The sequence below is a fragment of the Thermodesulfatator atlanticus DSM 21156 genome (assembly GCF_000421585.1).
In the GTDB taxonomy this organism is placed as follows: domain Bacteria; phylum Desulfobacterota; class Thermodesulfobacteria; order Thermodesulfobacteriales; family Thermodesulfatatoraceae; genus Thermodesulfatator; species Thermodesulfatator atlanticus.
The window spans coordinates 1-26,577 of record NZ_ATXH01000025.1 but is presented as its reverse complement, the minus strand read 5'-3'; the positions used below and the strand labels follow the sequence as shown (position 1 = coordinate 26,577).

General features: G+C 38.6%; 23 protein-coding genes. 21 read left to right on the top strand and 2 right to left on the bottom strand.

Annotation, left to right across the window (positions count from 1 at the left end; genetic code table 11):
* Window positions 1-21: 21 nt before the first annotated feature.
* Window positions 22-2,148, top strand: coding sequence for a polyribonucleotide nucleotidyltransferase (pnp, locus tag H528_RS0109600; RefSeq protein ID WP_022854103.1), 2,127 nt, complete (start codon window positions 22-24; stop codon window positions 2,146-2,148).
* A 26-nt stretch (window positions 2,149-2,174) separates the two neighbouring features.
* Here pnp and H528_RS13410 read toward each other — a convergent pair whose 3' ends face one another.
* On the bottom strand, window positions 2,175-3,179 hold the full coding sequence (locus tag H528_RS13410) for a tRNA dihydrouridine synthase (protein ID WP_022854102.1): 1,005 nt from the start codon (window positions 3,177-3,179) through the stop codon (window positions 2,175-2,177).
* Between the two features lie 56 nt (window positions 3,180-3,235).
* Here H528_RS13410 and H528_RS0109590 point away from each other — a divergent pair, with 56 nt between their 5' ends.
* The 9 genes from H528_RS0109590 to H528_RS0109550 all read left to right on the top strand — a co-directional run bounded on the left by H528_RS0109590 (window position 3,236) and on the right by H528_RS0109550 (window position 14,296).
* Window positions 3,236-3,490 carry a c-type cytochrome gene (locus H528_RS0109590; RefSeq protein ID WP_022854101.1) on the top strand — a complete coding sequence of 85 codons (255 nt, stop codon included), beginning with the start codon at window positions 3,236-3,238 and terminating at the stop codon, window positions 3,488-3,490.
* 511 nt (window positions 3,491-4,001) lie between these two features.
* Window positions 4,002-4,760: a CRISPR-associated endoribonuclease Cas6 gene (cas6, locus tag H528_RS0109585; protein ID WP_022854100.1), complete on the top strand. Its 759-nt coding sequence runs from the start codon at window positions 4,002-4,004 to the stop codon at window positions 4,758-4,760.
* Window positions 4,757-6,106 (top strand): type III-B CRISPR module RAMP protein Cmr1, encoded by a 1,350-nt coding sequence (cmr1, locus tag H528_RS0109580; protein WP_022854099.1) that lies wholly within the window; start codon window positions 4,757-4,759, stop codon window positions 6,104-6,106. Before cas6 ends, cmr1 begins: the two co-directional genes overlap by 4 nt.
* On the top strand, window positions 6,103-7,134 hold the full coding sequence (locus H528_RS0109575; RefSeq protein WP_022854098.1) for an RAMP superfamily CRISPR-associated protein: 1,032 nt from the start codon (window positions 6,103-6,105) through the stop codon (window positions 7,132-7,134). Before cmr1 ends, H528_RS0109575 begins: the two co-directional genes overlap by 4 nt.
* On the top strand, window positions 7,135-10,695 hold the full coding sequence (locus H528_RS0109570; protein WP_022854097.1) for a CRISPR-associated protein Csx11: 3,561 nt from the start codon (window positions 7,135-7,137) through the stop codon (window positions 10,693-10,695).
* Window positions 10,688-11,974, top strand: coding sequence for a type III-B CRISPR module RAMP protein Cmr4 (gene cmr4 / locus H528_RS13405; protein WP_022854096.1), 1,287 nt, complete (start codon window positions 10,688-10,690; stop codon window positions 11,972-11,974). Before H528_RS0109570 ends, cmr4 begins: the two co-directional genes overlap by 8 nt.
* Window positions 11,961-12,557, top strand: a complete 597-nt coding sequence (locus H528_RS0109560; protein ID WP_022854095.1) for a hypothetical protein — start codon at window positions 11,961-11,963, stop codon at window positions 12,555-12,557. Before cmr4 ends, H528_RS0109560 begins: the two co-directional genes overlap by 14 nt.
* A 2-nt stretch (window positions 12,558-12,559) precedes the next feature.
* Window positions 12,560-13,261: a hypothetical protein gene (locus tag H528_RS0109555; RefSeq protein ID WP_022854094.1), complete on the top strand. Its 702-nt coding sequence runs from the start codon at window positions 12,560-12,562 to the stop codon at window positions 13,259-13,261.
* A gap of 93 nt (window positions 13,262-13,354) precedes the next feature.
* Window positions 13,355-14,296, top strand: a complete 942-nt coding sequence (locus H528_RS0109550) for an IS5 family transposase (protein WP_022854093.1) — start codon at window positions 13,355-13,357, stop codon at window positions 14,294-14,296.
* A gap of 465 nt (window positions 14,297-14,761) precedes the next feature.
* Here the strand turns inward: H528_RS0109550 and H528_RS0109545 are convergent, their stop codons facing one another.
* Window positions 14,762-15,997 carry an ATP-binding protein gene (locus H528_RS0109545; protein ID WP_022854092.1) on the bottom strand — a complete coding sequence of 412 codons (1,236 nt, stop codon included), beginning with the start codon at window positions 15,995-15,997 and terminating at the stop codon, window positions 14,762-14,764.
* Window positions 15,998-16,161: 164 nt separating this feature from the next.
* Here H528_RS0109545 and H528_RS0109540 point away from each other — a divergent pair, with 164 nt between their 5' ends.
* From H528_RS0109540 to cas2, 11 genes are all read left to right on the top strand, one after another.
* Window positions 16,162-17,427, top strand: a complete 1,266-nt coding sequence (locus tag H528_RS0109540) for an ATP-binding protein (protein ID WP_169352794.1) — start codon at window positions 16,162-16,164, stop codon at window positions 17,425-17,427.
* Window positions 17,428-17,656: 229 nt separating this feature from the next.
* On the top strand, window positions 17,657-17,782 hold the full coding sequence (locus tag H528_RS14785) for a hypothetical protein (RefSeq protein ID WP_022854090.1): 126 nt from the start codon (window positions 17,657-17,659) through the stop codon (window positions 17,780-17,782).
* On the top strand, window positions 17,779-17,934 hold the full coding sequence (locus H528_RS14475; protein WP_022854089.1) for a hypothetical protein: 156 nt from the start codon (window positions 17,779-17,781) through the stop codon (window positions 17,932-17,934). Before H528_RS14785 ends, H528_RS14475 begins: the two co-directional genes overlap by 4 nt.
* Window positions 17,927-19,732 (top strand): TM1802 family CRISPR-associated protein, encoded by a 1,806-nt coding sequence (locus H528_RS0109525; RefSeq protein WP_022854088.1) that lies wholly within the window; start codon window positions 17,927-17,929, stop codon window positions 19,730-19,732. Before H528_RS14475 ends, H528_RS0109525 begins: the two co-directional genes overlap by 8 nt.
* Window positions 19,722-20,756: a type I-B CRISPR-associated protein Cas7/Csh2 gene (cas7b, locus tag H528_RS0109520; protein WP_022854087.1), complete on the top strand. Its 1,035-nt coding sequence runs from the start codon at window positions 19,722-19,724 to the stop codon at window positions 20,754-20,756. Before H528_RS0109525 ends, cas7b begins: the two co-directional genes overlap by 11 nt.
* Before the next feature lie 3 nt (window positions 20,757-20,759).
* The gene (gene cas5b / locus H528_RS14160; RefSeq protein WP_022854086.1) at window positions 20,760-21,554 is read left to right on the top strand and encodes a type I-B CRISPR-associated protein Cas5b; all 795 of its coding nucleotides are present in this window, start codon (window positions 20,760-20,762) and stop codon (window positions 21,552-21,554) included.
* 3 nt (window positions 21,555-21,557) lie between these two features.
* Window positions 21,558-23,948 carry a CRISPR-associated helicase/endonuclease Cas3 gene (locus H528_RS0109510; RefSeq protein WP_028845890.1) on the top strand — a complete coding sequence of 797 codons (2,391 nt, stop codon included), beginning with the start codon at window positions 21,558-21,560 and terminating at the stop codon, window positions 23,946-23,948.
* Window positions 23,945-24,433, top strand: a complete 489-nt coding sequence (gene cas4 / locus H528_RS0109505) for a CRISPR-associated protein Cas4 (RefSeq protein WP_022854084.1) — start codon at window positions 23,945-23,947, stop codon at window positions 24,431-24,433. The genes H528_RS0109510 and cas4 overlap by 4 nt, the downstream gene beginning before the upstream one ends.
* A 46-nt stretch (window positions 24,434-24,479) precedes the next feature.
* Window positions 24,480-24,635, top strand: coding sequence for a hypothetical protein (locus tag H528_RS14560; RefSeq protein ID WP_169352793.1), 156 nt, complete (start codon window positions 24,480-24,482; stop codon window positions 24,633-24,635).
* A complete protein-coding gene (gene cas1b, locus H528_RS0109500; RefSeq protein WP_022854083.1) occupies window positions 24,595-25,590 on the top strand; it encodes a type I-B CRISPR-associated endonuclease Cas1b in 996 nt (331 codons plus the stop codon). Before H528_RS14560 ends, cas1b begins: the two co-directional genes overlap by 41 nt.
* Window positions 25,591-25,857: a CRISPR-associated endonuclease Cas2 gene (cas2, locus tag H528_RS0109495; protein ID WP_022854082.1), complete on the top strand. Its 267-nt coding sequence runs from the start codon at window positions 25,591-25,593 to the stop codon at window positions 25,855-25,857.
* Window positions 25,858-26,577 lie beyond the last annotated feature (720 nt).

Below are 26,577 nucleotides of genomic sequence, written 5' to 3'. Positions count from 1 at the left end.
AAAAGACAAAGAGGTGAAGTTATGCACAGGGTAGAAACAGAAATTTCAGGGAGAAAATTCGTGCTGGAAACAGGAAAAGTCGCCAAACAGGCCCATGGGGCTGTTTGGGCCTCCTATGGAGACACCGTAGTTCTTGTTACCGTTGTTGCTTCAGACGAAGCAAAAGACATGGATTTTCTCCCTTTAAGCGTGGAATACCAGGAAATGTACTACGCGGCTGGCCGGATTCCTGGAAGCTATTTCAGGCGGGAAGTAGGCAAGGGAAGTGAAAAAGAAATCATAACCGCGCGTTTGATTGACCGTCCCATTAGGCCCCTTTTCCCAAAGGGTTGGCGTTACGAGACCCAGGTGATGGCTACCGTGCTTTCCCTTGATCCTGAAGTTGATCCAGACATTGTTGCAATTACAGCGGCTTCAGCAGCACTTGAGATCTCTCACATACCCTTTGCCGGGCCTATTGCCGCGGTAAGGGTAGGGCGTGTAAATGGTGAGTTTGTCTTAAATCCTACGGCCTCGCAACTGAAAGAAAGTGAGATGAACTTGGTCATTGTAGGAAGCGATGAGGCCATTGTAATGGTCGAAGGTATGGCCAAAGAAGTACCCGAGGAGGTAGTACAGGAGGCACTCTTTTTTGCCCATGAAAATTTAAAGCCTTTGCTTGAGCTTCAGCGCAAGCTTCGTGAGGCAGCTGGCAGGCCGAAAATCGCCTTTGAGGAACCGCAACCTGATGAAGCGCTCAAGGCCAAGGTGCGTGAGCTTTCCGAAGAAGGCCTTAAACAGGTCATCACCACGGCCAAAAAAGTCGAGCGCAACAAAAAGAGAAAAGAAGTTTTCAAGGCCCTTTTGGCAGCGTTAGGGGAAGAGGCCCAGGGGCGTGAGGCAGAAGTCAGGGAATACTTCGAAGAGTTTGAAAAAGAGCTTTTGAGGGCCATGCTTCTTAAAGAAGGCCGCCGCATTGATGGCCGCAAACCCGATGAAATCAGACCTATTTGGGCTGAAGTTTCCGTGCTTCCGCGCACCCACGGTTCGGTCATTTTTACCCGTGGCGAAACCCAGGTGCTCACCGTAGCCACGTTGGGTAGCCCTGAAGAAGAACAACGCATTGACATGCCTGGCGAAGAAGTGCATAAGCACTTTATCCTGCACTATAATTTCCCGCCCTATTGTGTGGGAGAAGTAAAACCCCTGCGCGGGCCTTCCCGGCGTGAGATTGGCCACGGGATGCTTGCTGAGCGGGCGCTAACTCCCGTGATTCCCCCTGAAGAAGAGTTCCCATACACCATTCGGGTGGTCTCTGACGTGCTTGAGTCAAATGGTTCTTCATCCATGGCCACGGTTTGTGGGGCAACCCTTTCTCTTATGGACGCAGGCGTGCCGATCAAAGACATGGTGGCAGGCATTGCCATGGGGCTAATCAAAGAAGACGACCATGTGGTCATCCTTACGGATATCCTCGGGGATGAAGACCGCATGGGGGATATGGATTTTAAGGTGGCGGGCACGGAAAAAGGCGTTACCGCCCTTCAGATGGACATAAAGATTTCCGGTATCACCGAAGAGATTATGGCAAGGGCTTTGGCCCAGGCCAAAGAGGCCCGTAAGTTCATTTTGGGCAAGATGCGAGAGGTGCTTGATAAACCGCGGGAGAAACTTTCAGCTTACGCGCCCAAGGTGCTCACGGTGACCATTAGCCCTGAAAAGGTGCGTGATCTTATCGGCCCAGGCGGAAAAACCATCAAGGGCATTATCGCCGCTTGCGGTGACGTAAAGATAGACGTTGATGATAAGACCGGTCTAGTGCGGATTTATTCTTCTTCTGCTGAGGCTGCTGAGAAGGCGGCTAAGCTCGTTAAAGAGGTAACCCAGGAAGCAGAGGTTGGAAAGCTTTATCTGGGAAGAGTCACCAGGATTGCAGATTTCGGGGCTTTTGTGGAGATTTTCCCTGGCACCGAGGGCCTGGTGCATATTTCGCAGCTTGATAACCGCAGGGTTAAAAACGTAACCGACATTTTGCGTGAAGGTGACGAAGTCCTGGTCAAGGTGATAGACATCGACAAAATGGGCCGTATTAAGCTTTCCCGCAAGGCAGCGCTTTCAGAATCCATTAAAGAAACCAATCAGCGTGATACCGAAGAAAAAGAAGCTTAAGAAAGGGGCATGTGCCCCTTTCTTTTTTAGCGCAAGAGATATGGCCTGGCAGGGTAGGGGCGCAGTCTCTCACGGGAAAGAATCTGTCTTAACTTCTCAAGTTTGGCCGCCAAGGTTTTTTCTTTTTTTACCTCGCTGAAATAATGCAATCCAAAGGGAAAGTTTTGCAGGAACCAGAACAACCAGAGCTCAAAGCGCTTTTCGCGAAGTTCTTCAGGCAAGTACTGGCTGATTAGTTCCCACATTTTTGTTGGAATCTCCTGAGGAGAGGGCCCAGGGGGTATTTCCCCTTTAGCCAGGTAGCTTTTAGTGTCTCTAAAGATCCAGGGGCGAAGCGGGGCGGCTCTTCCAATCATGACTCCGTGGCATCGTGTTTGTGCCAGCATTTTTTGGGCATCCTGTGGCCCGAACACATCTCCGTTTCCGAGGATTTTAAGCGAGGGAAAGTTTTCCTTTAGCCAGCTTATTTCTTCCCAGCGTGCAGGGCGGCGGAAGCCTTCTTCTGCGGTGCGTGGATGAAGGGTTACCAGCTGAACTCCTGCCTGAATAAGTGTTTCCACGAAAGAAATAAGCTTTTCACGATTATGTTCAAAGCCACTTCTTATTTTGGCGCTGACGGGTTTTTGGGTGGCGCTTCTTACCGCGGCGACGATTTCTGCGCAAAGCGCTGGTTCTTTCATAAGGGAAACACCCCAGCCGTAACGCTGGATAGCACCGCGGCTGCAACCAAAGTTGATATCGTAGCCGCAAAAAGAAAAATTCGCTTCAAGGCGGGCGACTGCTTGGGCAAAAAGTTCTGGCTCACGGCCAACCAGCTGGGCCACAAGGGGCCGATCATTTTTCCCGCAAATAAGATAAGGGTCCTTTTCAGGGTTTTGGTGGACAATGGCCCTTACGTTTAGCATTTCCGTGAAAAAGAGATCACAGCCCCCAAATGAAGCTACCAGCTCGCGAAAGGCCGCGTGCGTAAGCCCTGCCATGGGGGCCAGGGCCAGAAAATTTTTCTCAAGTGTTATGTTTTTTATTGACACTGTATAGTTCCTAATTTAGAATGAATATCAACTTAAAAATATTTGAGGAGGATAATATGTTAAAGTTTATCGGGGTTTTGGGGATGTTTCTACTTTTAGCCACTCCGGGTTTTGCCTCTGGCGATTTAGAATCTCGCGCTACCAGCATTATCAACCAGAAATGCGCTATGTGCCATTCCACCAAGCGCGTTTACCGCAATAAGGGTCGTTCCAAACAGTGGTGGACAAAAAACGTAAAGCGCATGCGTGAATACGGCACTCAAATGACTGACGAAGAGGCAAGAACCATCGTAGAATACCTTTCCAAGTAAGGCTTGCAAAAAGTAATATGAAGGCCCGTTCCTTTCTAGTGAGAACGGGCCTTCTTTTTATTATTCAATGGGAGCATATTTTTGTCCGGTAATGCTTTCAGGGATCCGTTCCCATTTTTCGATTCGAAAAATGGGAACGGATCCTGGGAGTCATCGCGAGGCTACGTAGTCGCCGTGGCAATCTTTCCCTCAGCCGTCATTACGAGGCGTGCTATCGCACACCGAAGCAATCTCTTTTGCCATTCCGGAAGCTTAGCGACCGAAGCATCCATCCCCTACCACGGTCATTCTGAAGGAGCGCAAGCGACTGAAGAATCCAAATAGTTTCACGAGGCTTAAAGTATGCTCTTATGCTTAAGGATGTTTTGGATCCGCTTCCATTTTCAGAACAAAAAATAGGAACGGATCCCGCCATTTTGCAAAGATCTCTATTTAGGGAAATTTTTTGTTTGACTAAAACTCACTTTTAAGGCATCCTTCTTCTCATTAGTGAGGGGGAAAGAGGGTTTTAATGCGCATCTCCTTACGCTTTTTTGCAGAAAAACTTATTCTTCCCGTCCATTATAATCACATCTTACAAGCCTTTATTTATCGTAGTCTCGATGAGACGCTTGCCCGGTTTTACCATGAAGAAGGCTATCGCTTTTTAAAAAGGCGTTTTAAGCTCTTTACTTTCTCACGCCTTTTGGCGAAAGACCGTTCATTTGACGCCCAAAGCCGCACCATCACGTTCAAAGGCCCAGTGTGCCTTAAAATCAGCGCGGTAGATGACCGGCTCCTTGAATCGCTTGCGACTTATTTGGTGAAAAAGGGAAGCTTTCGCCTGGGGAGAAACACCTGTGAACTTGATGCGGTAGAGGTAGAGATGCCTGTTTCGCCAGAAGGGCCGGTGCTTGTGCGGGCCATCTCCCCCATAACAACTTATAGTACGCTAACGACCCCAGAGGGCAAGAAAAAGACCTATTTTTACACCCCCTTTGAGGCCGAATTTTCAGAAAAATTGCTTGAGAACTTAAGACGCAAGGCCGCGGCGTATTGGGGAGAAGGGGCGGAGCTTCCCCCGCTAAACGGGGCCTATATCCGGCCGTTGAGGGTCTCCAAGAAAAACGAGGCCATTGTGAATTTTAAGGGCTACTGGATTAAGGGCTGGACGGGGCTTTATGAGGTAAATCTCCCCCGGCTCTATTTTGAACTGGCCTATGACGCAGGCCTCGGCGCCAAAAACAGCCAGGGATTTGGAATGATCGAAGTGGTGAGGGAGGAAAGATGAAAAAATTCAAAGTAAAAATAAGGACTATTACGCCCCTATGGACGGGGGATTTAGAGGGTAAGAGTGAAAAATTAAAGCTTACTGGGATAATTGGTTCTCTAAGATGGTGGTTTGAAGCATTGGTTAGAGGAATGGGATATTATGCCTGTGATATCACATCAGAAAAATCTGATGAGAAGTGCAAAATTGATATCAAAAAACCTGAGGATGTCTTAACTATTTACGAAAAAATATGTCCTGTATGTTTCCTTTTCGGTACAACAGGATGGAAAAGTAGATTTTCATTGACCGTTGATGAAGATAGATTGGGGCAGCCGTTTGAAGGTAAAATCAATGTTAGATTATCCAAAGACAAAAAACATAAGGGATGGCACTATGAAGCTGGTCTTATGGGAAACGCAACGCTCGTTTTTCAGTATGATGAATTCTATTTAAAAGAAGATTTAAAGTTTAGTGAAGTTTTACCATCTATTATCAAAATTCTTTTGTATTTAATCCAGGAATACGGGATGCTTGGTGCAAAAACTTCTATGGGATATGGAGTGGTTAGGTTTAAAACTGATGGTAGTGAACTTTCAATTAAAGAAGGCGATTGGAAGAATTTTACTAATTTTTTAGCATTGTTTGATAATAAATTCAATCCAGACCAAATTGATGACAATGATAGAAAGAGAAAAATTAAAAATAATTTAAAAAATCTTCCAAATTTAAAAGATATGTTTTTCATAAAGCTTAAGATTAACGATAATTTTGATAATATTTTGGAAAACATCAAATCATTTTACAGACTTCAAGATGGCATTGTTGAGGATGATATAGATAAGTGGAAAGATTCAGGATGGCTTATAACTTCTCCTGTAGTAAGGAATTGTTTAAGATGTATTTTTAGAGGTAAACATTCTGATAAAGAATGTAAATTCTTAAGAAGTTGTACGAGAAATTATTGGTGGGATAAAAGGAATAATCAGCCAAATAAGAACTATAATGGTGATAAGACAATTGATGTATTGAGTTTACCTGAAAATAAAACAAGAAATATTCGCCATTTTCTAACGGGAAGCACGCAAGAACCTGAATTTTCTGTAATTCAGGTCTCTCATGTTTACACAACTAACAAAAATCTTGAATTTAGAATTTACGGCTGGCTGCCAGATAAACAACCTCTTAAAGACAAGGTGCAGAATATTTTAAATCTTCTGTCTCAACTTTTTAATGATGTGCCTTGGAGAGAAAAATTACCATCACAAATTCAACAAGGAATATGCTGGCAAGGTAGGAATTTAAAATTGTTGCATAGTTGTGAAAACATACAAAGGCTATTCTCTCAAGAAGGAGAAAACCAATGAAAATGAAATATGATTTTTATTCCTTTTTGAAGTCTGAAAAACTGGATAGAATTTCATATAATCGGTTTAAAAATAACCAAAATTTGTATTTTATTCATTCCAAACGAGATAAGTTATGGAGTAATAAACCGGGGGGAAATTATTCCTTATATTTTAGAAATAAATGTTTTGCATACAATCTTTGCCCTGATGAAATATGGGAAAGATTAAATATATTGAAAAGTGATATTAAGTTGGTAAAAACACTGAAATTCTCTCTAACTCTTACTTCAAACCTTTACACCGCATCAGAAAACAAGTTTTATTCAATAGACAATCAAGTCGCAAAGGAAAAACCAACAGGGCTTCCTGTACTTAAAGGAAGTTCGCTAAAAGGAGCATTAAGGCAGGCGGCAATTGATTTAATTGAAAAAGAATTGTTAGAAAAAAATTATGGGAAAAAATTTAATGAATACACAGAACAACCAGAAGAAAAAATTATTGAGCAAGAAGAAACTGAAATAGATAGATTTTTCTTTAAAAAAAGAGCTGATCTTGTAAAACTGTTTGGGAATGAAAAAGGGATAAGCTGGTTTACATTTAAAAGTCTTCTTGCAACAGGAGGTATAAAAAAAGTTAGTGAAATGGAAAAAACTCTCAAAAGAATTTCAAACGCTTTTGAAGTTTATTTAAAAAATAAAAATATAGTAAACAGCGAAGAGGTATGTCGGGGAAGGTTAATATTTTCCGATTTGCATTTTACAAAGGTAGCTCTTGATGTAATTACACCACTTAAAAGAGAAACAAAAACGCCAAAATCAGGTCCTATTTATTATGAAGTTGTTCCATCCGGAGAAAAAACAGAAGGGGTAATTATTTGGTCCCCTTTTGATTTAATTGCAAGTGGAGAAACAGAGGAGAGCATTAATAAGGAATGGGAAGAAGATAAAAAAATAGTTCAAGCTGCTTTTGAAAAATTACAAAAAATTGGAATAGGTGCAAAAACAAAAGACGGCTGGGGAAGATTTGAGGTTCACTGGGAGGAATAAATGGCACTGAAAGATTTAGTTGATAAAAGAAAAGATGTTCTTTTTGCTGAAATCGGAGCGTTGATTCATGATTTGGGAAAGTTGAGTAAGGAGTTTGTGGAGGGGAAAGATGACTATGAGGAAAAAGATAAGGATAATGTAAAGAAATTCCGTCACGAAAAAATATATGTTGATTTAGATGTATTGTTGAATACAGGAACTATCACTCTCACAAATAACAACTTTATTAGAAAATTATTGGACTTAATAGTAAAAAAGGAGCCTTTAAAAAGGTTAATTCAACTAAAAGATAAGATTAATCAAATTAGTTCGGAAATAGTAACAGCAAACGATCTTCCTCAATGGGCTAAAAACGACTCTATTTTAAAAAACTTGGATGGAGTTTCTAAAAGGGATCTGGATAACTTTATACAACAATTGTCAGATAACACTACATTTCTGAAATATTCTTATATAAAATCGCAGTTCTTTGTTTTGCCAAATAATCTTTTAGAGCAAGTTTATGCTATACAAATAGGAATAGAAGAAGGAAAAACTTGGCCTATGGTGTTATTGCCCCTCCAACACCATAGAAGCGACAAAAAAGCATTTGGCTTTGATATTACAAATCTACCCCAAGAAATGAAATTAATTTTGGCTCCCGATGGTGCCGACGGCATAGACTCTGCCATTGATAAAATGGTAACAAACCATGATATTGCAAAACAATCAAAAGACTACACTTATATTTCAACCGCCTTCGGGTATGAAAATAAAAAAATTGATTTAACTTTAGAAGACACAGATGAAAATTCTCCAACAAAAATCAGAAATGAGTATGCTAATAAACTTGCAGATATTCTTGAGGATTTAAAAAACAATTCGGATAACATTCAAAACTGGATTAACAAAAGAAAAGAGCTTTTAAAAGAAACCAGAAAAGCTTTCTTAAATGCCCTTGGAGAAACAAGAAGGCCTGCAAACGATGTAACCCTGTGGGATCACTCTTTCTCTGTTGGTTCTCTTTATAAAGCTGCTATTGCTGAAGTTGTAATAAATGGCTGGAAAGCACCGAAAGATATTAAGTGGAAATTACTTGGCATAAGGTTTGATGGGAATGATTTTTATAATGCAGTTCCTAAAATAGGAGATGTCCTTGGCAGAAAAGCACTTGTTCAGAAAGTACTTGATAACATTAAAATTCTTCTTGAAGTGATTATACCAATTGGAAACGAGATTTACAGAGATGAAAACGGCAGTGTTTTTCTTGTTCCGGAAACTTGCGAAAATAACAAGATTTTAGAAATAGACGATGATGTATGGAATTCCATTAAATTCTTAGAATTACCAGCAGAATTGGATTATAATGGCAGCTGGAATGAGAAAAGTTTAAAAGATATCATTTACAATTGTTCTAATATAAAAGAACTTATTGAAAAGTTATCATCTTTTATGTGTCAAGGAATTATTACACCCCAAATTGTCCTTTCAGAATCATCTCGGGGAGCGTTGAATCTTGGGAAAATTCTATCAAAAAAGAGAAAATGGGAACCTGATATAGAAAGATTAAAACAAAAATGGAATGGTAAAACGGAAGGTTATGAAAAATGCACGGTTTGTAATCTAAAGCCTGTTCCATTAACAGAGGAAGAATATGAAAGCTTAAAAAATAGGAATTGGAATGAACTTGCTGAAGAAGAAAAGAACAGAATGAAAGCCTATGAGAGAAAAGAATGTCTGGATTGTCTTAAACTGTCTTCAAACAGAGTTGAAGAATGGTATAAAAACGAAAATTGGAAAAGAGAAAGTCCTGAAAAGCCCTCTTTTGATACAACTATCTGGGTTGATGAAGTTGCAGATGAAAATGATAGAGTGGGCTTAATTTATCTTAAATTTGACCTTGAAAAATGGCTTAACGGAGAAATGCTTAATACATTTTTAAGTATTCCTTTTCTTGAAAAGGAGTATGAGTATAATGAGTTAATTGAGAAACTTGAAATAATTTTTGAAGAAAAATCTTTTAACGATTCAATTGAACTGACAAAAAAAGACGGAACAACAATCAGTAAAAATGTAAAAGAATTCTTAAAATCTTTTGTATTTATTAAAAATGAGCAAAATCCTGAAGAAGTTTTTAAATCAATTATTGAAAGCAGAGAACCAGATTGGCAGCAGGATTACCCTTGCCCCTCAGACGCTACTCCTGGAGATAATAAACATAAAGCAGCTGTTTTCCTTTTGCATGCAACCCGTAAACATCCATCTTTTGCCCGTTTAAGGAGAATCTGGCAAACAACAAAGAATTTTGGAATTGACATATTTGAAGAAGTAAAAGAAAAGCTCAACACTAAGGAAAGATATATGCTTGAGGTTACAGATTCTCCTAATCTCAAAATCACTCACACATACTATTTCAAAGATGAAAAAGGCAATAAAGGAGAAATTGTAGTTTTAGAAAGCAATAAAGCTGCTGTAATCTCAGTATCTAAAGACTTTACTCCAATAAGTGAGCAACCCCTTTACATTTTCAGGGATAAGTTTTTTAAAAACCTAATTGGCAACTTAAGAATAAATAATATAGAAAAAAAACAATATACGGCAATTACTCCCTACCAATTTGAACCCTCAAATACGATGTTCTTTGTTCCTCTTAAAGAGGTTTGGGAGATTATTAAGGACATTAAAAAGAAATACGAAATTGAGTTCAGCAAAGTTCAAAACAGACTTCCTATAAAGGTTGGTTTTGTTGCTTTTCATAAAAGAACACCGATGTATGCCGTGCTTGATACTGCAAGAAGATTGATGGAATTAAAAAATTCCCGCCCTGAACTTATTAAAGTGTGTAAAATTTCTGAATCAGAAACTGAAGAAAGTTGTAGGTTATTTGAAGGTAAGCTTGGGAATAAAGTTAAAAAAATTAAATTTGAGAATGAAGAGGTTTATTACTTTTCCTATTCTACCGGCGATCCAAATAAAGAAGACCTTTTCCATCCCTATTTCATAGTGGAGAACAACAACGGATGGAAGGTGCCTATAAGTAAAAATAAAAATAAAGAATGGAAAACTATCAAGCATGTTAAAAACTTACAGACAGACGATGAAGTCTGGTTTTATACTTCCTACTTTGATTTTATTTATCTTGATACAAATACAAGAAGGCTTGATGTTGGAAAAGAAAGAAAACACTGGCTATTTAAGAAAAAATCACCAAAACCTTATAGGTTAAAGCAGATTGAAGAATTTGAAAACTTGAGAGAATTACTGCTTAATAAATTAAAATTGACTTCTTCTCAACTTCTTAATGCTTATGGAATGCTTATTGAAAAACTTCAAAATTGGGAAGTAGATAAAACTGATAACTTTCCAATTACAGATAGACTTTTTGAAGAGTTTGTTGAGAATGTGATTTTAAGCATTCCATTTAGATTAAAGTTAAAAGAAGAAACAAAGAAAGGGCAGATTAGCAGGAAAGATTTTGAGTTTTTGAAAAAAACCATGTTAAACGGTGTGTTTTTTGACTTCATTGATATGTGGCATACTGTCTTAAAAAGAAAATTTAATGAGGAGGAGCAAAATGTCTGATACATTTATGCCTTTTAAGACTAAAAAATACCTTGCCATTGCAAAAGAACCTGTATTTGTCGGAACAGGTGGATATAGAATAGGAAGAGTTGATAACACCATAGTTAGAGACCCTGCAACAAATCTTCCTAAAATTCCAGGTTCTACAATTTCGGGAAATGCAAGATATTACAGCTGGCTTTCATATAAATCGGAAAGCATGAATTTAAATCTTGGTTGTTCAAAAGGTAAGAAAACCGAAGAGCAAGACCCTTGCGGAGAATGTCCTGTTTGCCTTACCTACGGATTTGTTAAAGACAAAAAGGCACATTCAGGGCTTGCCTATTTTTCAGATGCAAGAATTTTATTTTTCCCTGTTCCCACAATGATTGGAACAGTATGGCTTACTTCTGATGAAATTGTAAACGAGTTTATTGAAACTGGTGGAGACACAATTTCTGTGGAAAATAACTCTTTCCTTTATTCTCAATCCCTTGAAAATTCTTTACCTCAGAATAACGAAGGAAAAAAGATTTTAAATTTTGGCTGGATAATGCTTGAAGCTTCCAATTCTATTAATCCTGAAATTTGGCAGATAAAAAAAGATACAGATGACGATGAAGTGGCAAACTTAACCGAAATTTTAAATAGAATAAACAAAAGAGTTTGCGTTGTCTCAGAAAATGTTTTTCATCACATTGTTAATTCTAACCTTGAAACAAGAACATCTGTTTCTATAAATCCGGTAACCGGTGCAGCAGAAAGTGGAGCATTATTTACCTATGAAGCACTGCCAAGAGGGACGGTTTTTATTCTTGATGTTACTTATGAAAATCCCGTGAACTACATGAAAGATGAGCCAATAGAAATAGTAATCGGTACAGTTAAGAAAGGATTTAAACTTTTTTCTTCTCTTGGTATTGGAGGAATGGGAACAAGAGGCTTTGGAAAAATTGAGATTATAGATAGCTGGCTTGATGAGAAGAAATATTGGCAAAAGGTAAAGAACTTCATTGAAAAGTTGAGCAGTGATATAGATAAGTTGGTGGCAGAGATTAATGAATTAAATCGAAAAATAGAAGCTGAAGAGGATGATAATAAAAAAGAAGAAATGACGAAAGAGAAAGATAAATTGGAGAAAGAGAAGCAGGCTGTTGAAAAAAAGAAATCTCTTTGGATAAATTATGCTTATCAACTAAAAACCAAACTAACAGGGGAATCCACCAAATATGAGGAAATTATAAAAATTCTTGATGAGATAATTGAGCTTAATGGAGGTATAAATAATGGAGAAAGTTAATCTCGATAAAATTTGCGCTGAATACGGAATGGATTTGTTGCAATTTCCTGAAAGTTTATACAATGAAGCTAAAAAGATTTTACAGGACAGTGATAATAAAGAAGATTTTGAAGGAAAAAACTATGATGAATCAAACTGGGCAGTAAATTTAAAAGAATTTAAAGATTACAATCTTATTGATCCACTTCAAAATTGGAAAAACAGGCTTAGCAATGATAATGAATTCAATAAATTAAAAGAAAAACCACCTTCATTTAATTCATCCACCTTTGAAACCGAAATCACTAAAGCCCTTGGAATACTGGTTGAAGATGGGCCTTTTGCCTACATGATATGGCTGAAATCTCAGGACAGAGAACCACACAGGGCAATGCTTATACAAACTGCAAGGATTCTGGCAGAGATTAATCTTATTGAAAAGATTAATCCAGATAGCAATCTAAAACAGGAAATAGAAAGTCGTTTTATTGATTTATCCAGAGTTCTCTCAAAATTACTTCTTGCAAAGACAATCCTTGAAAAAATGCTAATCTATGCAAGATATAAGGCAAAAGCTATGGAAAATGAAGTAAGTGAGGGATAAAGATGAGTGGAAATGGATATAAATATTTTGAAATTAAGCTTAAAGCCCTTTCTCCTATTTCCATAACAAAAAGAACCTTCACCATCCTTTCTGAAACTTACTGGTTTATTCCTGCATGTACTATGTGGAACACTTTTGTAAAACTTTTTGCGTTATGTAAAGGCAATAGAAATTATGAAAATGCTAAAAATAAACTCCAATCTATTAGACTTACCAATTTTTACATTTTAGAGAATAATGGATTAGAAAATGAAAAAACGCTTTTTTCTTTTGATGAAAGCAAGCATAAGAAATATATTTCTTCAGACCTTAAAAATGCTATCAATCCTCTATCTAATACTTCTCTTGAAGGAGCACTGTATGAAAGGGAATATATCCATGCCAAAAATTTTATCGGCTGGTTAAAAACAGATAGTTCTGATAGTGATTTAAGAGAATTTTTTTTTGGATTAAAAGGAAAAACATTCTTTATCGGAGCTGATAAAAATACAGGTTTTGGAAAAGTAAAAGTTGAGGAAATCAGAGAAATCCAAGTAGAAGAATTTTCTTCTGATGAAAGAGAAATTCAAAACTGCTTGTTAAATCCTAAAAATAACAACCATTTATTTCCCGTGGAATTTGACGAAAAAGAAATTTTTCCATTAACTTTGAGAGAATGGAATGAGGAAAAAGGAAGCGGTATGAAAATTAGGCTGGGGTCATAGAAGTGAATTTATTGAGAGGAGAACTTTGCAAAATTATTTGATTCATAACATTTCTCATGATATTGCTAAAGAAAAACCATAGGAGTTTGGCTTATGTTTAAAAAAGACAATTCTCCTATCACTATCGGCGAACATCTTATCTATCAAAATCTCTCTGAAGATATCCTCTATCGCATTAATAAACTTATCGATTGGAAACCTTTCGAATCCATCCTCGGCAAACTTTACCCCTCTAAAGTCGGACGCAAAGCCTACAACCCCGTCCTTATGCTCAAAATCCTTATCATTCAGCAAATCTATGGCCATTCTGATCCCGAAATGGAACTCATGCTTAAAGGCAATCTCTTCTATCGCCGCTTCCTGGGCATCTCCGCTGTCGATCCTGTCCCTGACTACTCTACCATCTCCCGTTTCCGTTCTAACCTCAAATCCATGAACCTTTACCGCGAATGTTTTAACGAGCTCAAGCGCCAGCTTGCTAAAAAGGGCTTTGAGCTCAAAACAGGAAAGATTATTGACGCTCGCCTGGGCAAAGCAGCAAGGAATCCCGGCAAAGATGAAGATGCTTCTTTTACCAAAAAGGGCAAAAAGACGGTCTATGGTTACAAGGATCATATCGCCGTTGACCCAAAGTCTGAGTTTGTGACGGAATTTGTGTGCACCCCGGCCAACGTGCATGATTCCCAGGTACTTGAGGAGTTGCTTGAAGGAGAGGAGAAGGCCATATTTGCGGATAAAGCTTATGATAGCCGAGAAGTACGCCAGAAGTGTCGGCAAGAAGAAAGATATTGTGGGGTGTTGTATAAAGGTTGTCGTGGGCGGTCTCTTTCGAAGAAACAGAAGAAGCTGAATAAGATATTTTCGCGGATCAGGAGCAAAGTGGAAAAAGTCTTTGGGATATTCAGCCTGCATCTTAATCGGACAAAGGCCAGGTATGAAGGGCTTTTTGCCAATGAGATACATCTGTTTTTGACATGTTTTACCTACAATGTGCTTAATCTTACCTGGCACTTTAGGAGAGGAGAAGTTTTTTAAGGGGAAAACAGGCGCATTATGCCTAAAATAGATAAATAGAGCGAAAAAAGTGGAAATGGAAGAAAATAGAGGTGAGAAACAGGGAAAATTTTGGTGATAATGGCAAAAATATTTCAATTTTGTTGATATTGATTTCATAGATGATGGAATTTTTACTTAATTGTCCAAATTATTCAAAGGTCTCTGAGATAAGAAAAAAAGGATAATCATTTTTTGAATTTTCCGAAAATTCCCACCTTACGGCCCATGCCCTGGCGGCTCCATGGAAAGGGGAAAATTCTATTCCAGAAAATTGTTTTCAGGGTGAGATAGAGCCACTGACAGGCTATTCCTGGAAAAAATCGGATGAAAAATCAAGCGAAAAACAGGGCTGGCACTTATCTTTACCACCTATTTGTTTCATCCCAGGAAGTCTAGTTAAAGAAAAACTAAAAGTGAAAATAGGAAAGTTTGGAATTTTTACTTCTAAATAATCCCTACTGGAATGGCGTAGTTTTTCTTATCAAAAGGAAAGACCATATTGGTCAGAGAAATAACACAACCAGGGCCAATTTCTTCTTTTAAAACTTTTAAAGTGGCAAAGCTTTTAATCCATTCTTTTTTAGGCGTAGCACCTAATTTTGCTTCTATAGGATAGATTTTTTGGTCTTTTTTGATTAGAAAATCTACCTCACGTTTGTCCTTGTTGCGAAAGTAAAAGATTGCAGGCGAATAAAGCCTGTGCCACCAGCTTTTAAGAATTTCTGTGAGAACAAAAGTTTCAAAAAAAGCACCGGCCATGGCCCCTGCGGCAAGGGTGTCTGGGGTTGACCATTCGGTGAGATAAGCGGCAAGTCCTGTATCTAAAAAATACAGTTTAGGCCTTTTAACTAGACGTTTGGTTATATTGCTGGCGTATGGTGGAAGGAGAAAGACCTGAAAGCTTGCCTGAAGAATGGAAAGCCAATTTTTAGCGGTGGTTACACTGATATCCGCATCACGGGCTAGCTCAGACAAATTAAGTATTTGGGCCGTGCGCGCAGCACAGGCCTTTAAGAACCGATAAAAGGCTTCTTTATTGCCTACTTGGGCCAAATCGCTTACGTCTCGCTGCAGATAAGTTTGCACATAGGAGCTATAAAACAGATCCCGTTCTTTTATTTTGTTTGTAACAAGTGCAGGAAAGCTTCCTCGCCAGATGCGTTTAAAGATTTCAGAAAGAGTAAACAAAGCACCGCTTTTTTCTCTCTCAAAAATGTTTTCTGGGGTGGGTAGAAAAGGTTCTTCAGGCTCTTCTCTTTGGTCTTCTTCTCTCATAGAGAATCCAAGGAGATTTATAATAGCCACCCTGCCCGCAAGGCTTTCTGTAATAGAGGACATGAGCAAAAATTGCTGCGAACCTGTAAGCCAAAAAAGACCAGGCTTTGCCTTTTGCCTGTCAATCTCAAGCTTGATATAGGGTAAGAGATTGGGCGCATATTGGATTTCGTCTATTAAAACCGGGGGCGGAAAACGCTGCAAAAAAAGGGCAGGATCTTCGTTGGCCAGAGCCCGCAGGGCTAGATCATCAAGAGATACGTAGCCACGCTCTGGTTCAAGGAGATGGAGAAGAAGGGTGGTCTTGCCCACCTGCCTTGGACCAGTCAACAAAAGGGCAGGGAATTGTTCGCTTACTTTTAAAATACGCTTTTCAAGCGTGCGTGGAAGGTATTTTTCGTCCATGTTGAAGAGATACTTTAAAATAGCCGACAAAAAAGTCAATATAACTTTGCTGGGGTCATGGGCAAGGACCGAGATGAATTATTAGGCAAGAATAGAGCCTCTAAACTGGACATTAGTTCCATTTTAGAGTATCTATTCTGAATATGTTCAAAGAGCGAAAGATTTTGAAAAGACTTTTAGCTGAGCAGGGCAAAAGGAAACACTCAATTATTGTTGGCCCCAGGCAGGTGGGCAAGACCTGTGTGCTAAAACTTCTTTATCAAGAGATTTGCAAGGTACAAGGGCACAAAGGCCTATTTATAGACGCAGATATTTTTTCAGAATACGAGTCTATAGCAACTTATGAGTCTGCGTTAAATACCTTTCGGTTGCACGGCTACCAGGAAGATTCTCCTGAGAAATTCTTTGTATTTTTAGATGAGTTCCAGCGTTATGAAGATCTTTCTATGGTATTAAAAAACTTATACGACCACCATCCAAACATCAAAGTTTATGCCACTGGGTCATCATCTTTGACCATTAAACATCGTATTCAAGAATCTTTGGCTGGAAGAAAACTCTTGCATTATTTATATCCTCTTGATTTTGAAGAATATTTATCCTTTGTAGAAGACGATAAGGCGTTGAAGCTATTGCCAAATGTTTCTTTATTGCAAGGGAAAGATCTTGATGATGTTATTAAGCCTCTTCTTTTGAGACTTTATGAGTTTTTGCAGTTCGGTGGCTATCCAGAAGTTGTTCTTCAAGAAAGAGAAAAAGATAAAAAAGAAGTTTTAAAGAGTATTTTTGATCTATTTGTCAAAAAGGACCTGGTGGAATATTTACAGATCAAAAAATTGAGAGAGCTTAAAGAAATGATAATTTTTCTGGCTATAAACAATGGTCAGAAAATTAAATATGAGAATATAGCAACCATTACGGGATTTTCTCTGAAAACTGCCAAGAACTATCTGGAACTTTTGTCAGAAGTTTTTCTTATCCAGATAATTAGGCCCTTTTATACAAATAAAAATAAAGAACTGACTAAAATACCCAAAGTTTATTTTATTGATCCTGGTGTATCCAATTTTTTTATAAACAACTTTAATGATCCTAGATATCGTCAAGACGGAGGCCAGCTTTTTGAAACCTTTGTTTTGGGTGAACTTTTAAAGACTGGTTTAGATAGAGAAGAGATAAAATTCTGGCAAGATAAATCTCGTCATGAGGTAGATTTTATTGTGGATAAAATAAGCTTTCAGGTAGCCATAGAAGCTAAGTTTAAAACCAAACTAAAACCCATGGATCTAAGAGGACTAAAGGCCTTTAAAAAGAACTATCCCGAAAGTAAAGTCTTTCTGATAAATCTTGGAAAACAGAAAAAGAACGATATCAATTTTATTTTGCCTTTTAATATTGTTTGGTCTATGGCTAATGCTTGCTCGGTTTGATTTTTCTGTTTCCTACTTATAAGGGATAAGATTGCTACGGTAGTTCTTACCCCCAGCGATAATACTTTTGCGGTCATTGTGAGCGAACCTAGCGAATGAAGCAATCTAGCTTTGTTCGGGACAGATTGCATGGTGGTCTAAACTCAGTGCTATCGTTTGGAAAAAATTTTTCTTGATCATTTTAAAGTAGCTTATTTAAAATGGCGATAAGTAAGGGTGGAGATGAGAGATGGCTTCTAGCGTTAGGATAAACCTTTCCCGCCAGGTTGGAAACTTCTGGGTAGATAACGGTCTTGTTGCCCTCTACCGCCTTTTCGGCGAAGGGGAATTTGAAGCTAGCCAGGAGGCCCGATGATCAAAGCCCTTATTGCTATAGGTCGCGAGCTTCGTGAGCGCTACCCCATGCCTCTGGTGGAGGAGCCCTATCAAAAAATCAATTCCAAAAATCCTCCCAAGGTTTTGGTAATAGAGCTTGAAAGTTCTGATGAGGGGTTGAGAGATGATTAAAGCAATTGTGCAAATAGGAAATATGATAAAAGAAGGGATTTTAGAGCAATTTTCTGTAGAGAAGGGTACAAATCTTATCTGTCTAGATTTTAAAACCGATTCCAAAGACGTAGAAATCAAGATTGCAAGGGAATTGACATCCGAATTTCTAGCCAGAACAGGGTATAGAGGTGTAACTCGTGGAAGCGGGAAAGAGTATAGTGTCATATTCCCAAGTGACAAACTCCAATATATTGGACTCAAAAAGCCGGTGTCAAAAACAAAATTTTCTTTATGGAACATAAAAGAGGAATTGAAAAAAATAGAAAGTAAAAAATATCTGGTTCAGAAGATAGATAGAATTATTAATGAATTTTACGAATCCAATGGCAAGAATTTTTCTTTAAAGAAAGCTGAAGAAATACTTGAGAAAATAAGAATAAAAAGTGGAAATGCACCGTTTTATGTTGAGGTGTGTATTGACGGAGTTCCTTTATGGGAGGATTACAGGCATAAGTTTGAAGGTGAGGTTATTAAATTTACCGACACTGGAACCTCAATAAGGTGTTTATCTTGCGGAAGTGGAGAGATACTTAAAGAATTTGATACAAACCAGCTCAAGTTTTTAAAGTTTTTTGGAAAAGATAAACTGGGATTTTTCCCTGAGCTGTCCTATGAAAACCAGTGGAAAGTTTTCCCTTTATGTCCAAGCTGTGCAGAAAACATAGTGTTGGCGGATACCTTTTTAAAAGAAAAAGGATTTAATACGAAAATCACTGGCCAGCTGAAGTTGCTCCTTATTCCATATATTCCTAGATGGCGAAACTTACCTCAAACTTTCATTAAAAGAACATTTAACACCTTATTGAAAGCTACCAATGTTCTGTCGGGATGGTCACATTTAAGTGAATTTGAGATATATGCAGAGAAAATCTTTCAAACTGACGAAATCTTGATTCATATTGTAGTAAATGTATATGATGGGCAGACTCTTAAAATTTATTCCTCGCTTACAAATGTTCCTCCGAGCAGGATAAGGAAGCTTGCCATGGCTTTAAAAAATGCCTCTATTTTTATTTCCAACCAAGGTTTTAATATATCAATCTCTTTAAAAAAACTTTATCAGTTACTATCAGGAAAAGCTTCTGTAGAATCTAAAAGATCTCCACTTATTAAAGAAAAGTTTGCTGAGATCTTCAAAAATTTAATCTCAGGGAATGACTTTCCTGATTTGGATATAATAAAGCCGGGGATCGAACTATCCAGATGGCAGTTTGACAACAGAGAAGATTTTGAGTGGCTTAAAACGATTGAAATTATTGAGGGATTTCTTTTGGTAAAAAGAATAATGGCTGGTTTTGAATTTAACATTGGAGGTGAAAACATGGCTGATATATTGGAAAAAGCTAAAGAATATGTGTCTAATCTTCCTATCTATCAGGGAGAAAGTGGTAAAACTAAAGAAGCTCTTTTCTTTTTGGGTTATATAGTAGCTCAGATCGGCACACAACAGCGAAAGAAAGGGGTGAGCGAAACTATACTAAATAAAATCCAGTTCAGGGGTATGAACAAGGATCAGATTATACGATTATTCAATGAGGTTTTTGAATATATGAGAATTTACGATTTACAAAAATTCCCTGAAAATATGAGGATAATGGGGGAAATTTCATCTATTTTAGACAGTTCTATCAGTAAATGGAATCTCTCACCGGAAGAAGCGGTTTATTTCATTTTGTCGGGCTATGCATTTTTAACCTCAAAACTTTTAATTATGGGAAAAACTAAAGAAAAAAAGGAGGAGTCCCATGATGAGTAATATAGTTAACAAAAACTCTGAAATCTTATTTTTGTATGACGCAGTCCTTACCAATCCAAACGGAGATCCTGATGATGAAAACAGACCAAGAATGGATATAGTGACTCGCAGAAATCTCGTAAGCGATGTTAGACTTAAGAGATATATTAGAGACTACTTGGATGAGATCAAAAACAAGGACATATTTGTTAAAAAACCTGAAGGCGAAACTGTCAATTCAACGAAGAGATTAATTCAATGGTACAGGGAGAAATTCCCGGATAAGAAAAACTTGGAAGACAAAGAAATACAGAAAGAACTCGCAAATCTGGCTAAGAATTCTCCAGCTAAACTGGTCAAAGGTGTGAGAGAAAGCTGTATAGATGTAAGGATGTTTGGCGCAACTTTTACCATTAGAGAATCAGAAAGAGGGACTGGCGGTGAAGGAATTTCGCTTACAGGAGCAGTTCAATTTTCATGGGGATATTCTCTAAATCCAGTGGAGATAAATCCTTCTGCCAGTATCACCTCACATTTCAGTTCTACGGGAGAGGAAGGGCACGGTGCTATAGGAAAAGACTGGAGAGTTCTTTATTCATTTATAGCCTTTTACGGAGTAATAGCTGCTAACTGGGCAAAGGACAAAGGTGGAAAACAGTTTGGGACAGGGTTTACTTGGGAAGATGTTAAAGAATTGGAAGAGGCGTTAATTAAGTCTATTCCACTAATAGGGGCTACAAGGAGTAAAGTTGGAGAAACGCCAAGGTTGCTGCTTAGAATTCAGTACAAAGATCATATGACACTGTTCGGAGATTTGAGAGAATATATTAAATTGCAACCAGTAGATAAGAATAAAGATTTAAGTGCGGTTCGCAAAATTTCGGAAATCGAGCTGGATATGGTGGAGTTGTCCCGATTACTCTCTGAAAATAAAGAGAAAATAGAAAAAATTCACTTCTGGAAGCATGAACATTTACATATAAAGAACTGGAATCCAGATGAAGTAAAAATTGAAAATATTAAATTTGAAGAAAGCTCGAAGTGAACTATGATGGAAATTCCAAATTTGTATAAAGGGCTAGTTTTTACGGTGAAAGGGCCTTTTGCTCATTTTAGAAAATTTTATGGTCAAACTTCTGCTCTTTCTTATCCGTTCCCTCCTCGGACTGCTTTATGTGGAATGGTGGGGGCGATACTCGGTATCCCACGCACAGAAGTTTACGAAATAATGCAACCCCCAAATGGATTTTTTGTTCTTCAGATACTTACTCCTATTCGAAAGATAACTTCTTCGATGAATTTGTTATCTACCAAGGGAGAATACTTATCACCTCTTATAGGTAACAGAAAAAGAGGGAAAATAGAATTTTTCGACTCTACGAAAAACAGAACACAAATTCCCATGGAGATTCTTCTTCCCAGACCGCCTGAAAAGACTTTGAAGTTTAGGGTAGCGTTCTGGCATAAAGACATAAAATTATTGGAAAAATTAAAAGAATATCTAACCAATACAAAGACCTTTTTCCCTGTGTACTTAGGAATCAGCGAATTTCTTGCTGTCGCAGAATTTGAGGGAGAAACTGACTCTTTATCTGAGTTACAGCACTATAAAGGAGAGGTTCATTCAGTTGTTACAAGTGAAAATGTCGAAGGTCACTTAATCAAACCCGGTAATAGATTCAGTATAGAGCATATGCTGATTTACATGAATAGCGATTTTTCCGCAAAAGCTCATACGAATGTAGTTTATTCTGAAAATTCCAGTCCCTTATTCTTAAAGGTAAAATATGTTTTAAACTGGAAAGAAAATATTTGGGTACCATATGAACTAATAACTTCTTAAAAAATGAAGTATCTTGCCCGGCTGCCAGAAGAATTATTAAGCTTTCATATTAATAAAGTGGCTAAACTCATGAAGGAAATGGCCACTTCTTCTCAAGTCCCTATTGATAGCGAGATAATTAAATTAACAGGGCTTTTTCATGATATTGGTAAATATACCGAATATTTTCAAGAACATTTATTGGAAGGGAAATCCTTTGGAGGAAAGGAACGGCATTCTTTTATTTCGGCTTTGATAGCATATGAGTTTTTGGGGAACATTTATCCGAATGCAAAACAGGAATTATTTGGTGCGTTTACAGCCATTAGACACCACCACTCGGATCCTCAAGATTTTGGGGTAGAACTTAATGATACTGAACCTGTGTGGTATCAGAATGTGCGTCATGTTAAAGCACAGGTTGATTCCCTTCTTAAAGCAAGTGACGAAATTAGAGCAATTTACCCACAAGAAATTGTTGAAGCAATATCCAGTTTAAAATCTACTCATAATATAGATGAAATTCTGGAAAAATTGAGAAATGTTTTATTCAGTGGAAATATTTCCCTTTACTTCACCACCAATTTCCTCCTTGGAATGCTTGTGGATGCGGACATTCGGGCGGTTATTGGACTAAAAGCCAACGAGAAGAGGCACGAAATTCCAGAAGACATTGTTGACCGTTACATCAACAATCTCCCGAAAAATTCACCGATATACCCACTCAGGCAGGAATTTTACAGAACGGTAATCAATAATATTCAAAGACTGGGACTTGAAAACAAATTTTTATCTCTCACAGCGCCGACGGGCATTGGCAAGACGTTTGCAGGTTTCTCAGCAGCCGTGCGATTGCGTAGTATGATCAACAAAGAAACCGGGCGATTACCCCGAATCATCTATGTCCTGCCGTTTACAAGCATCATTGATCAGAATTTTGATGAAATCGCTAAAGTTATTAAACATGCTGGACTTCCAAAAAACGTCCTCCTGAAGCACCATTTTCGAGCCAGTCCATCTGAAAGTATTTCCGGGCTTAAAGCCGAAGATGCATGGAAACTGCTGGAAGAGGAATCTTTGTTGAGAGAACGAGATGCTCAAAAGTTAATTAAGCACTATGAACAGGCTCATACACGCGTGGAGACCTGGGATGGCGAGGTTGTTGTCACAACTTTTGTCAGGTTTTACGAGACCCTTTTTACTAATCGGCGTTCAGAGATGCGGCGCCTCCACCGCCTGGCGGGGAGTATCGTTATTCTCGATGAAGTGCAAAATATCCCGGTGGAATATTGGGAAGCCACCGAAGAGGCCCTTAAGTTTCTGGCAGAAAAATGGGACGCACGTTTTATCTTAATGACCGCTACGCGCCCGGCTTTTGTACCAGAGGCTTACGAGCTAACGGAGCCGCGCAAAAAGCATTTTTTTAAAATCCTTTCCCGAACAGCTCTTTACGTGGAAAACAATCCTTACGACTATCGTGATATTGAGTCCTGGCTGTTGCCGAAGATTGATGGCGTGCAGAGCTTTATGGTAGTGATGAACACCGTGCGTGCGGCCCAGGATGTCTATCAAATGCTTAAAGAAGCTTCTGATTTTGACCTGTGTTTTCTTTCAGCTTCGCTGATTCCGAAGCATCGCGAAGCGCGCATCAAAGATATTCGGAAAAGCCTTAAAAATGGAGCCAGGATAGGGCTTGTGGCCACTCAAGTGGTAGAGGCAGGTGTTGACCTTGATTTTGATCTGGTGGTGCGGGATCTTGCGCCTTTTGACTCCATAGTTCAGGCTGCCGGGCGTTGTAACCGTAATGCCCGGGGAGAAAATAAAGGAAGGGTTTTCTTGGTCAAACTGATAAATCCAGAAGAGCACGGAAGGCGCCTGGCCACCTACATATATGACAGCGTGCTCATCGGTACCACTGAAGAATTATTACAAAACCAGGGGATAATCCCGGAAAAAGAATATTTGCGCCAGGTTGAGGAATACTTCCATAAACTACGCATGGAAGGGCGCAAAGCCCAGGACAAAAACTTGCTCCTCAGTCTCAAGACCATGAAATACGATGAGGTAGCCATGTTTGATCTTTTATCCCAGAAGATTTTCCAGGTGCCTGTTTTCGTAGAGTTAGACGAGGAGGCTGAAGCTCTTATTGATAAGTTAAAAGAACTTGAAGGCCTTCCCACAAAAACTTACGATGACCGCCTGAAGCGCAGGGCTATGTTTAAAGCAATTGCTCCTGAAATTTGGGGATACGTAATCAATATCCCACTAAAGGTGGCCCAAGGAGCCGGGCTAGAAGCACTACCTTATGCCGCTAGTTTTTTATGGCTTAGAAGAGAGCGCCTGGATTTCGGAGACCTTTACCGTGAAGAGACCGGTTTTGTGCGTAAAATAGAACACGGAGCCTTTTTCCTATGAAATTTATCTCTCCTTATATCTTTCAGGCCTATCTTACCTGTCCTCGGGAAGCGTGGCTGGAATATCACGGAATTGTTTCTGATCAGGACCACGAATTTTTAGCCCTGGGCCGCCTGGTGCATGAGGGTTCTTATCAGCGGGTGCGCAAGGAAATATTTGTTGATCAGCTCTTAAAGATTGACCTTTTTCGCGATGAAATGGTAGCCGAAGTTAAGAAATCTTCCCGGCACAAAGAAGCTGCAAGGCTCCAGCTTGCCTATTATCTTTATTACCTCAAACACGAAAAAGGGCTTGAATTTGAAGGGGTTCTTCTTTTTCCTAAAGAGCGCAAAACCGAGCGCGTAACCCTTACTCCTGAAATAGAGGAAAAAATTACCCAGCTCATAGAAGAAATGCTTTATATCTTCTCGCAGGAAACACCTCCTCCGGTAAAAAAGTCTAAATACTGCCGTACCTGCTCCTTTCAGGAAGTATGTTGGGGGTAGAATATTTTCCTTGAATTTTCTCTAGGCCGTTAGTAAAAATAACTTGATGATTATCAAAATACGCCTTTTTGAAAAGCTCCTCCCCTGGTTTGATTCTCCGCATATCCTCATTATGAAAGGTGCTCGCAGGGCCGGGAAGGCTTTAGTTTTAGAGACTTGTCATGAAACGGGCTATTTATATATCAACACCTGGGCAACTTAAGCGCGAAGGTAATACTTTAGTCTTTATTTCTCAAGAAGCAGGTAAAAAAGTAATTCCTGTAGAAACAGTCGATAGCATTTACGTTTTTGCAGAGATAACCCTTAATAAAAAACTTCTTGAGTTTCTAAGCCAAAAACACATTCCTCTCCACTTTTTTAACTATTTCGAATATTACGTAGGAAGTTTTTATCCACGTGAACATATGAACTCAGGACTTATAATTTTGAGGCAGGCTGAGTATTATCTCAATCACGAATGGCGTATTGGTTTAGCACGGGCCTTTGTTTATGGGTCATTGTCAAATATGCTTTTAAATTTGCGCACCTATGCTTCTCGGGGTAATGATCTTTCAACTCAAATCAATGCTATAGAAGAATTATTTGATGAACTTAATCAAGCTAGTTCTAGCGCTGAACTCATGGCACTTGAAGGTCATGCTCGTATGGCATATTACGAGGCATTTGACATTATTTTGGCAAATCCTGATTTTTCGTTTGAGGTTAGAAGTAGACGCCCTCCGGCTAATCGTTTAAATGCTCTTATTTCTTTTGGTAATTCTCTACTTTATGTAACGACTCTTTCAGAAATTTATCGTACTCATCTTGATCCGCGTATTGGCTATCTTCATGAAACAAACCAGCGCTCCTTCACTTTAAATTTAGATATAAGTGAGGTCTTCAAGCCTTTAATTGTGGATAGAGTAATTTTTAGTCTAATAAATCGTAATGAACTAAAGCCAGGTGATTTTTCTGAAAAACTAGGAGGCGTTTATTTAAAAGAGAAGGGCGCACGAAAATTTCTTGAGGCTTATGAAAAAAGACTGAATGAAACTATTATGCATAAAAAATTAGGAAGAAAAGTATCTTATAGACGTCTTTTACGCTTAGAATGCTATAAGCTCTATCGCCACTTTTTAGGAGAAGAAATTTATTCACCTTACGTAAGGACACGCTAAATGTTTGTTATTTTAGTTTACGATGCGGGTGAAAAGCGTGTACAAAAGTTTCATAAAATTTGTAAAAGATTTCTGCATTGGTTTCAGCTTTCTGTTTTTGAAGGCGAGCTAAGCAAAGCCCAGTTAGAGAGATTAAAGTTTGAATTAAAACAAGTAATGAAGCCAGAGGAAGACTCAGTGATCATTTATTCTTTCCGCACGCGCCATTACTTTTCACGGGAAGTAATGGGTTTAAAGAAGGGAGATCCGGATAATATTTTCATTTGACAAGCTATCATACGGGGCAATGAAGTCGTGTATATTGCTTTACTTTGCCCTTATAACCGTTATTGCGAACATTTGTTGCAAATCATTCTAATAGGTCAAAGACCTTTGCAAAATTGTTAAGATCTATGTTGCAAGCACAACCGCAAGGGATCCGTTCCCGTTTTTCGGAACGAAAAATAGGAACGGATCCTTGATCAGGGAACTGGTATTGCGAGCGCCTTTTTGCATGTCATTAGAATCTTCAGCCTACAAAAAATTGCGGTGAGAAGAAAAAACTCTTCTTCCTTTTCCCTGCTATTTTGATCTTTCAAACAGTAGTCTAAAACAGTCACAGTTTATACCCCCTTCTGTGAAATTTTTCACCGCCGTCGGACCCCCAGGGGTTTTTGCACTACTTGAGGTCCAGCGGCAAAAAAGGCCTTTTCCAGTGATTTGACTTTTCCGAAAAGCCTTGATATAAAAGACAAAACCGGTTCTTTGAAATATGGGTTTGCAGCCTAACTAAAAGGAATGGAAACAAGGCTACCCGAAAACAAAAAGGGGTTGCTCCAGATGTTTGCAGCCTAACTAAAAGGAATGGAAACAAGAGCGTTATACAAAAATCATAGGGGGTGTAAATGTTTGCAGCCTAACTAAAAGGAATGGAAACTATAATTGATTATTTTCTTGCAATCTTAAGAGTAACGTTTGCAGCCTAACTAAAAGGAATGGAAACTTGGA

Coding starts and splice junctions, on each gene's coding strand:
- pnp (WP_022854103.1), top strand. CDS start 22: ATGCACAGGGTAGAAACAGAAATTTCAGGGAGAAAATTCGTGCTGGAA.
- H528_RS0109590 (WP_022854101.1), top strand. CDS start 3,236: ATGTTAAAGTTTATCGGGGTTTTGGGGATGTTTCTACTTTTAGCCACT.
- cas6 (WP_022854100.1), top strand. CDS start 4,002: ATGCGCATCTCCTTACGCTTTTTTGCAGAAAAACTTATTCTTCCCGTC.
- cmr1 (WP_022854099.1), top strand. CDS start 4,757: ATGAAAAAATTCAAAGTAAAAATAAGGACTATTACGCCCCTATGGACG.
- H528_RS0109575 (WP_022854098.1), top strand. CDS start 6,103: ATGAAAATGAAATATGATTTTTATTCCTTTTTGAAGTCTGAAAAACTG.
- H528_RS0109570 (WP_022854097.1), top strand. CDS start 7,135: ATGGCACTGAAAGATTTAGTTGATAAAAGAAAAGATGTTCTTTTTGCT.
- cmr4 (WP_022854096.1), top strand. CDS start 10,688: ATGTCTGATACATTTATGCCTTTTAAGACTAAAAAATACCTTGCCATT.
- H528_RS0109560 (WP_022854095.1), top strand. CDS start 11,961: ATGGAGAAAGTTAATCTCGATAAAATTTGCGCTGAATACGGAATGGAT.
- H528_RS0109555 (WP_022854094.1), top strand. CDS start 12,560: ATGAGTGGAAATGGATATAAATATTTTGAAATTAAGCTTAAAGCCCTT.
- H528_RS0109550 (WP_022854093.1), top strand. CDS start 13,355: ATGTTTAAAAAAGACAATTCTCCTATCACTATCGGCGAACATCTTATC.
- H528_RS0109545 (WP_022854092.1), bottom strand. CDS start 15,997: ATGGACGAAAAATACCTTCCACGCACGCTTGAAAAGCGTATTTTAAAA.
- H528_RS14785 (WP_022854090.1), top strand. CDS start 17,657: ATGGCTTCTAGCGTTAGGATAAACCTTTCCCGCCAGGTTGGAAACTTC.
- H528_RS14475 (WP_022854089.1), top strand. CDS start 17,779: ATGATCAAAGCCCTTATTGCTATAGGTCGCGAGCTTCGTGAGCGCTAC.
- H528_RS0109525 (WP_022854088.1), top strand. CDS start 17,927: ATGATTAAAGCAATTGTGCAAATAGGAAATATGATAAAAGAAGGGATT.
- cas7b (WP_022854087.1), top strand. CDS start 19,722: ATGATGAGTAATATAGTTAACAAAAACTCTGAAATCTTATTTTTGTAT.
- cas5b (WP_022854086.1), top strand. CDS start 20,760: ATGATGGAAATTCCAAATTTGTATAAAGGGCTAGTTTTTACGGTGAAA.
- H528_RS0109510 (WP_028845890.1), top strand. CDS start 21,558: ATGAAGTATCTTGCCCGGCTGCCAGAAGAATTATTAAGCTTTCATATT.
- cas4 (WP_022854084.1), top strand. CDS start 23,945: ATGAAATTTATCTCTCCTTATATCTTTCAGGCCTATCTTACCTGTCCT.
- H528_RS14560 (WP_169352793.1), top strand. CDS start 24,480: ATGATTATCAAAATACGCCTTTTTGAAAAGCTCCTCCCCTGGTTTGAT.
- cas1b (WP_022854083.1), top strand. CDS start 24,595: ATGAAACGGGCTATTTATATATCAACACCTGGGCAACTTAAGCGCGAA.
- cas2 (WP_022854082.1), top strand. CDS start 25,591: ATGTTTGTTATTTTAGTTTACGATGCGGGTGAAAAGCGTGTACAAAAG.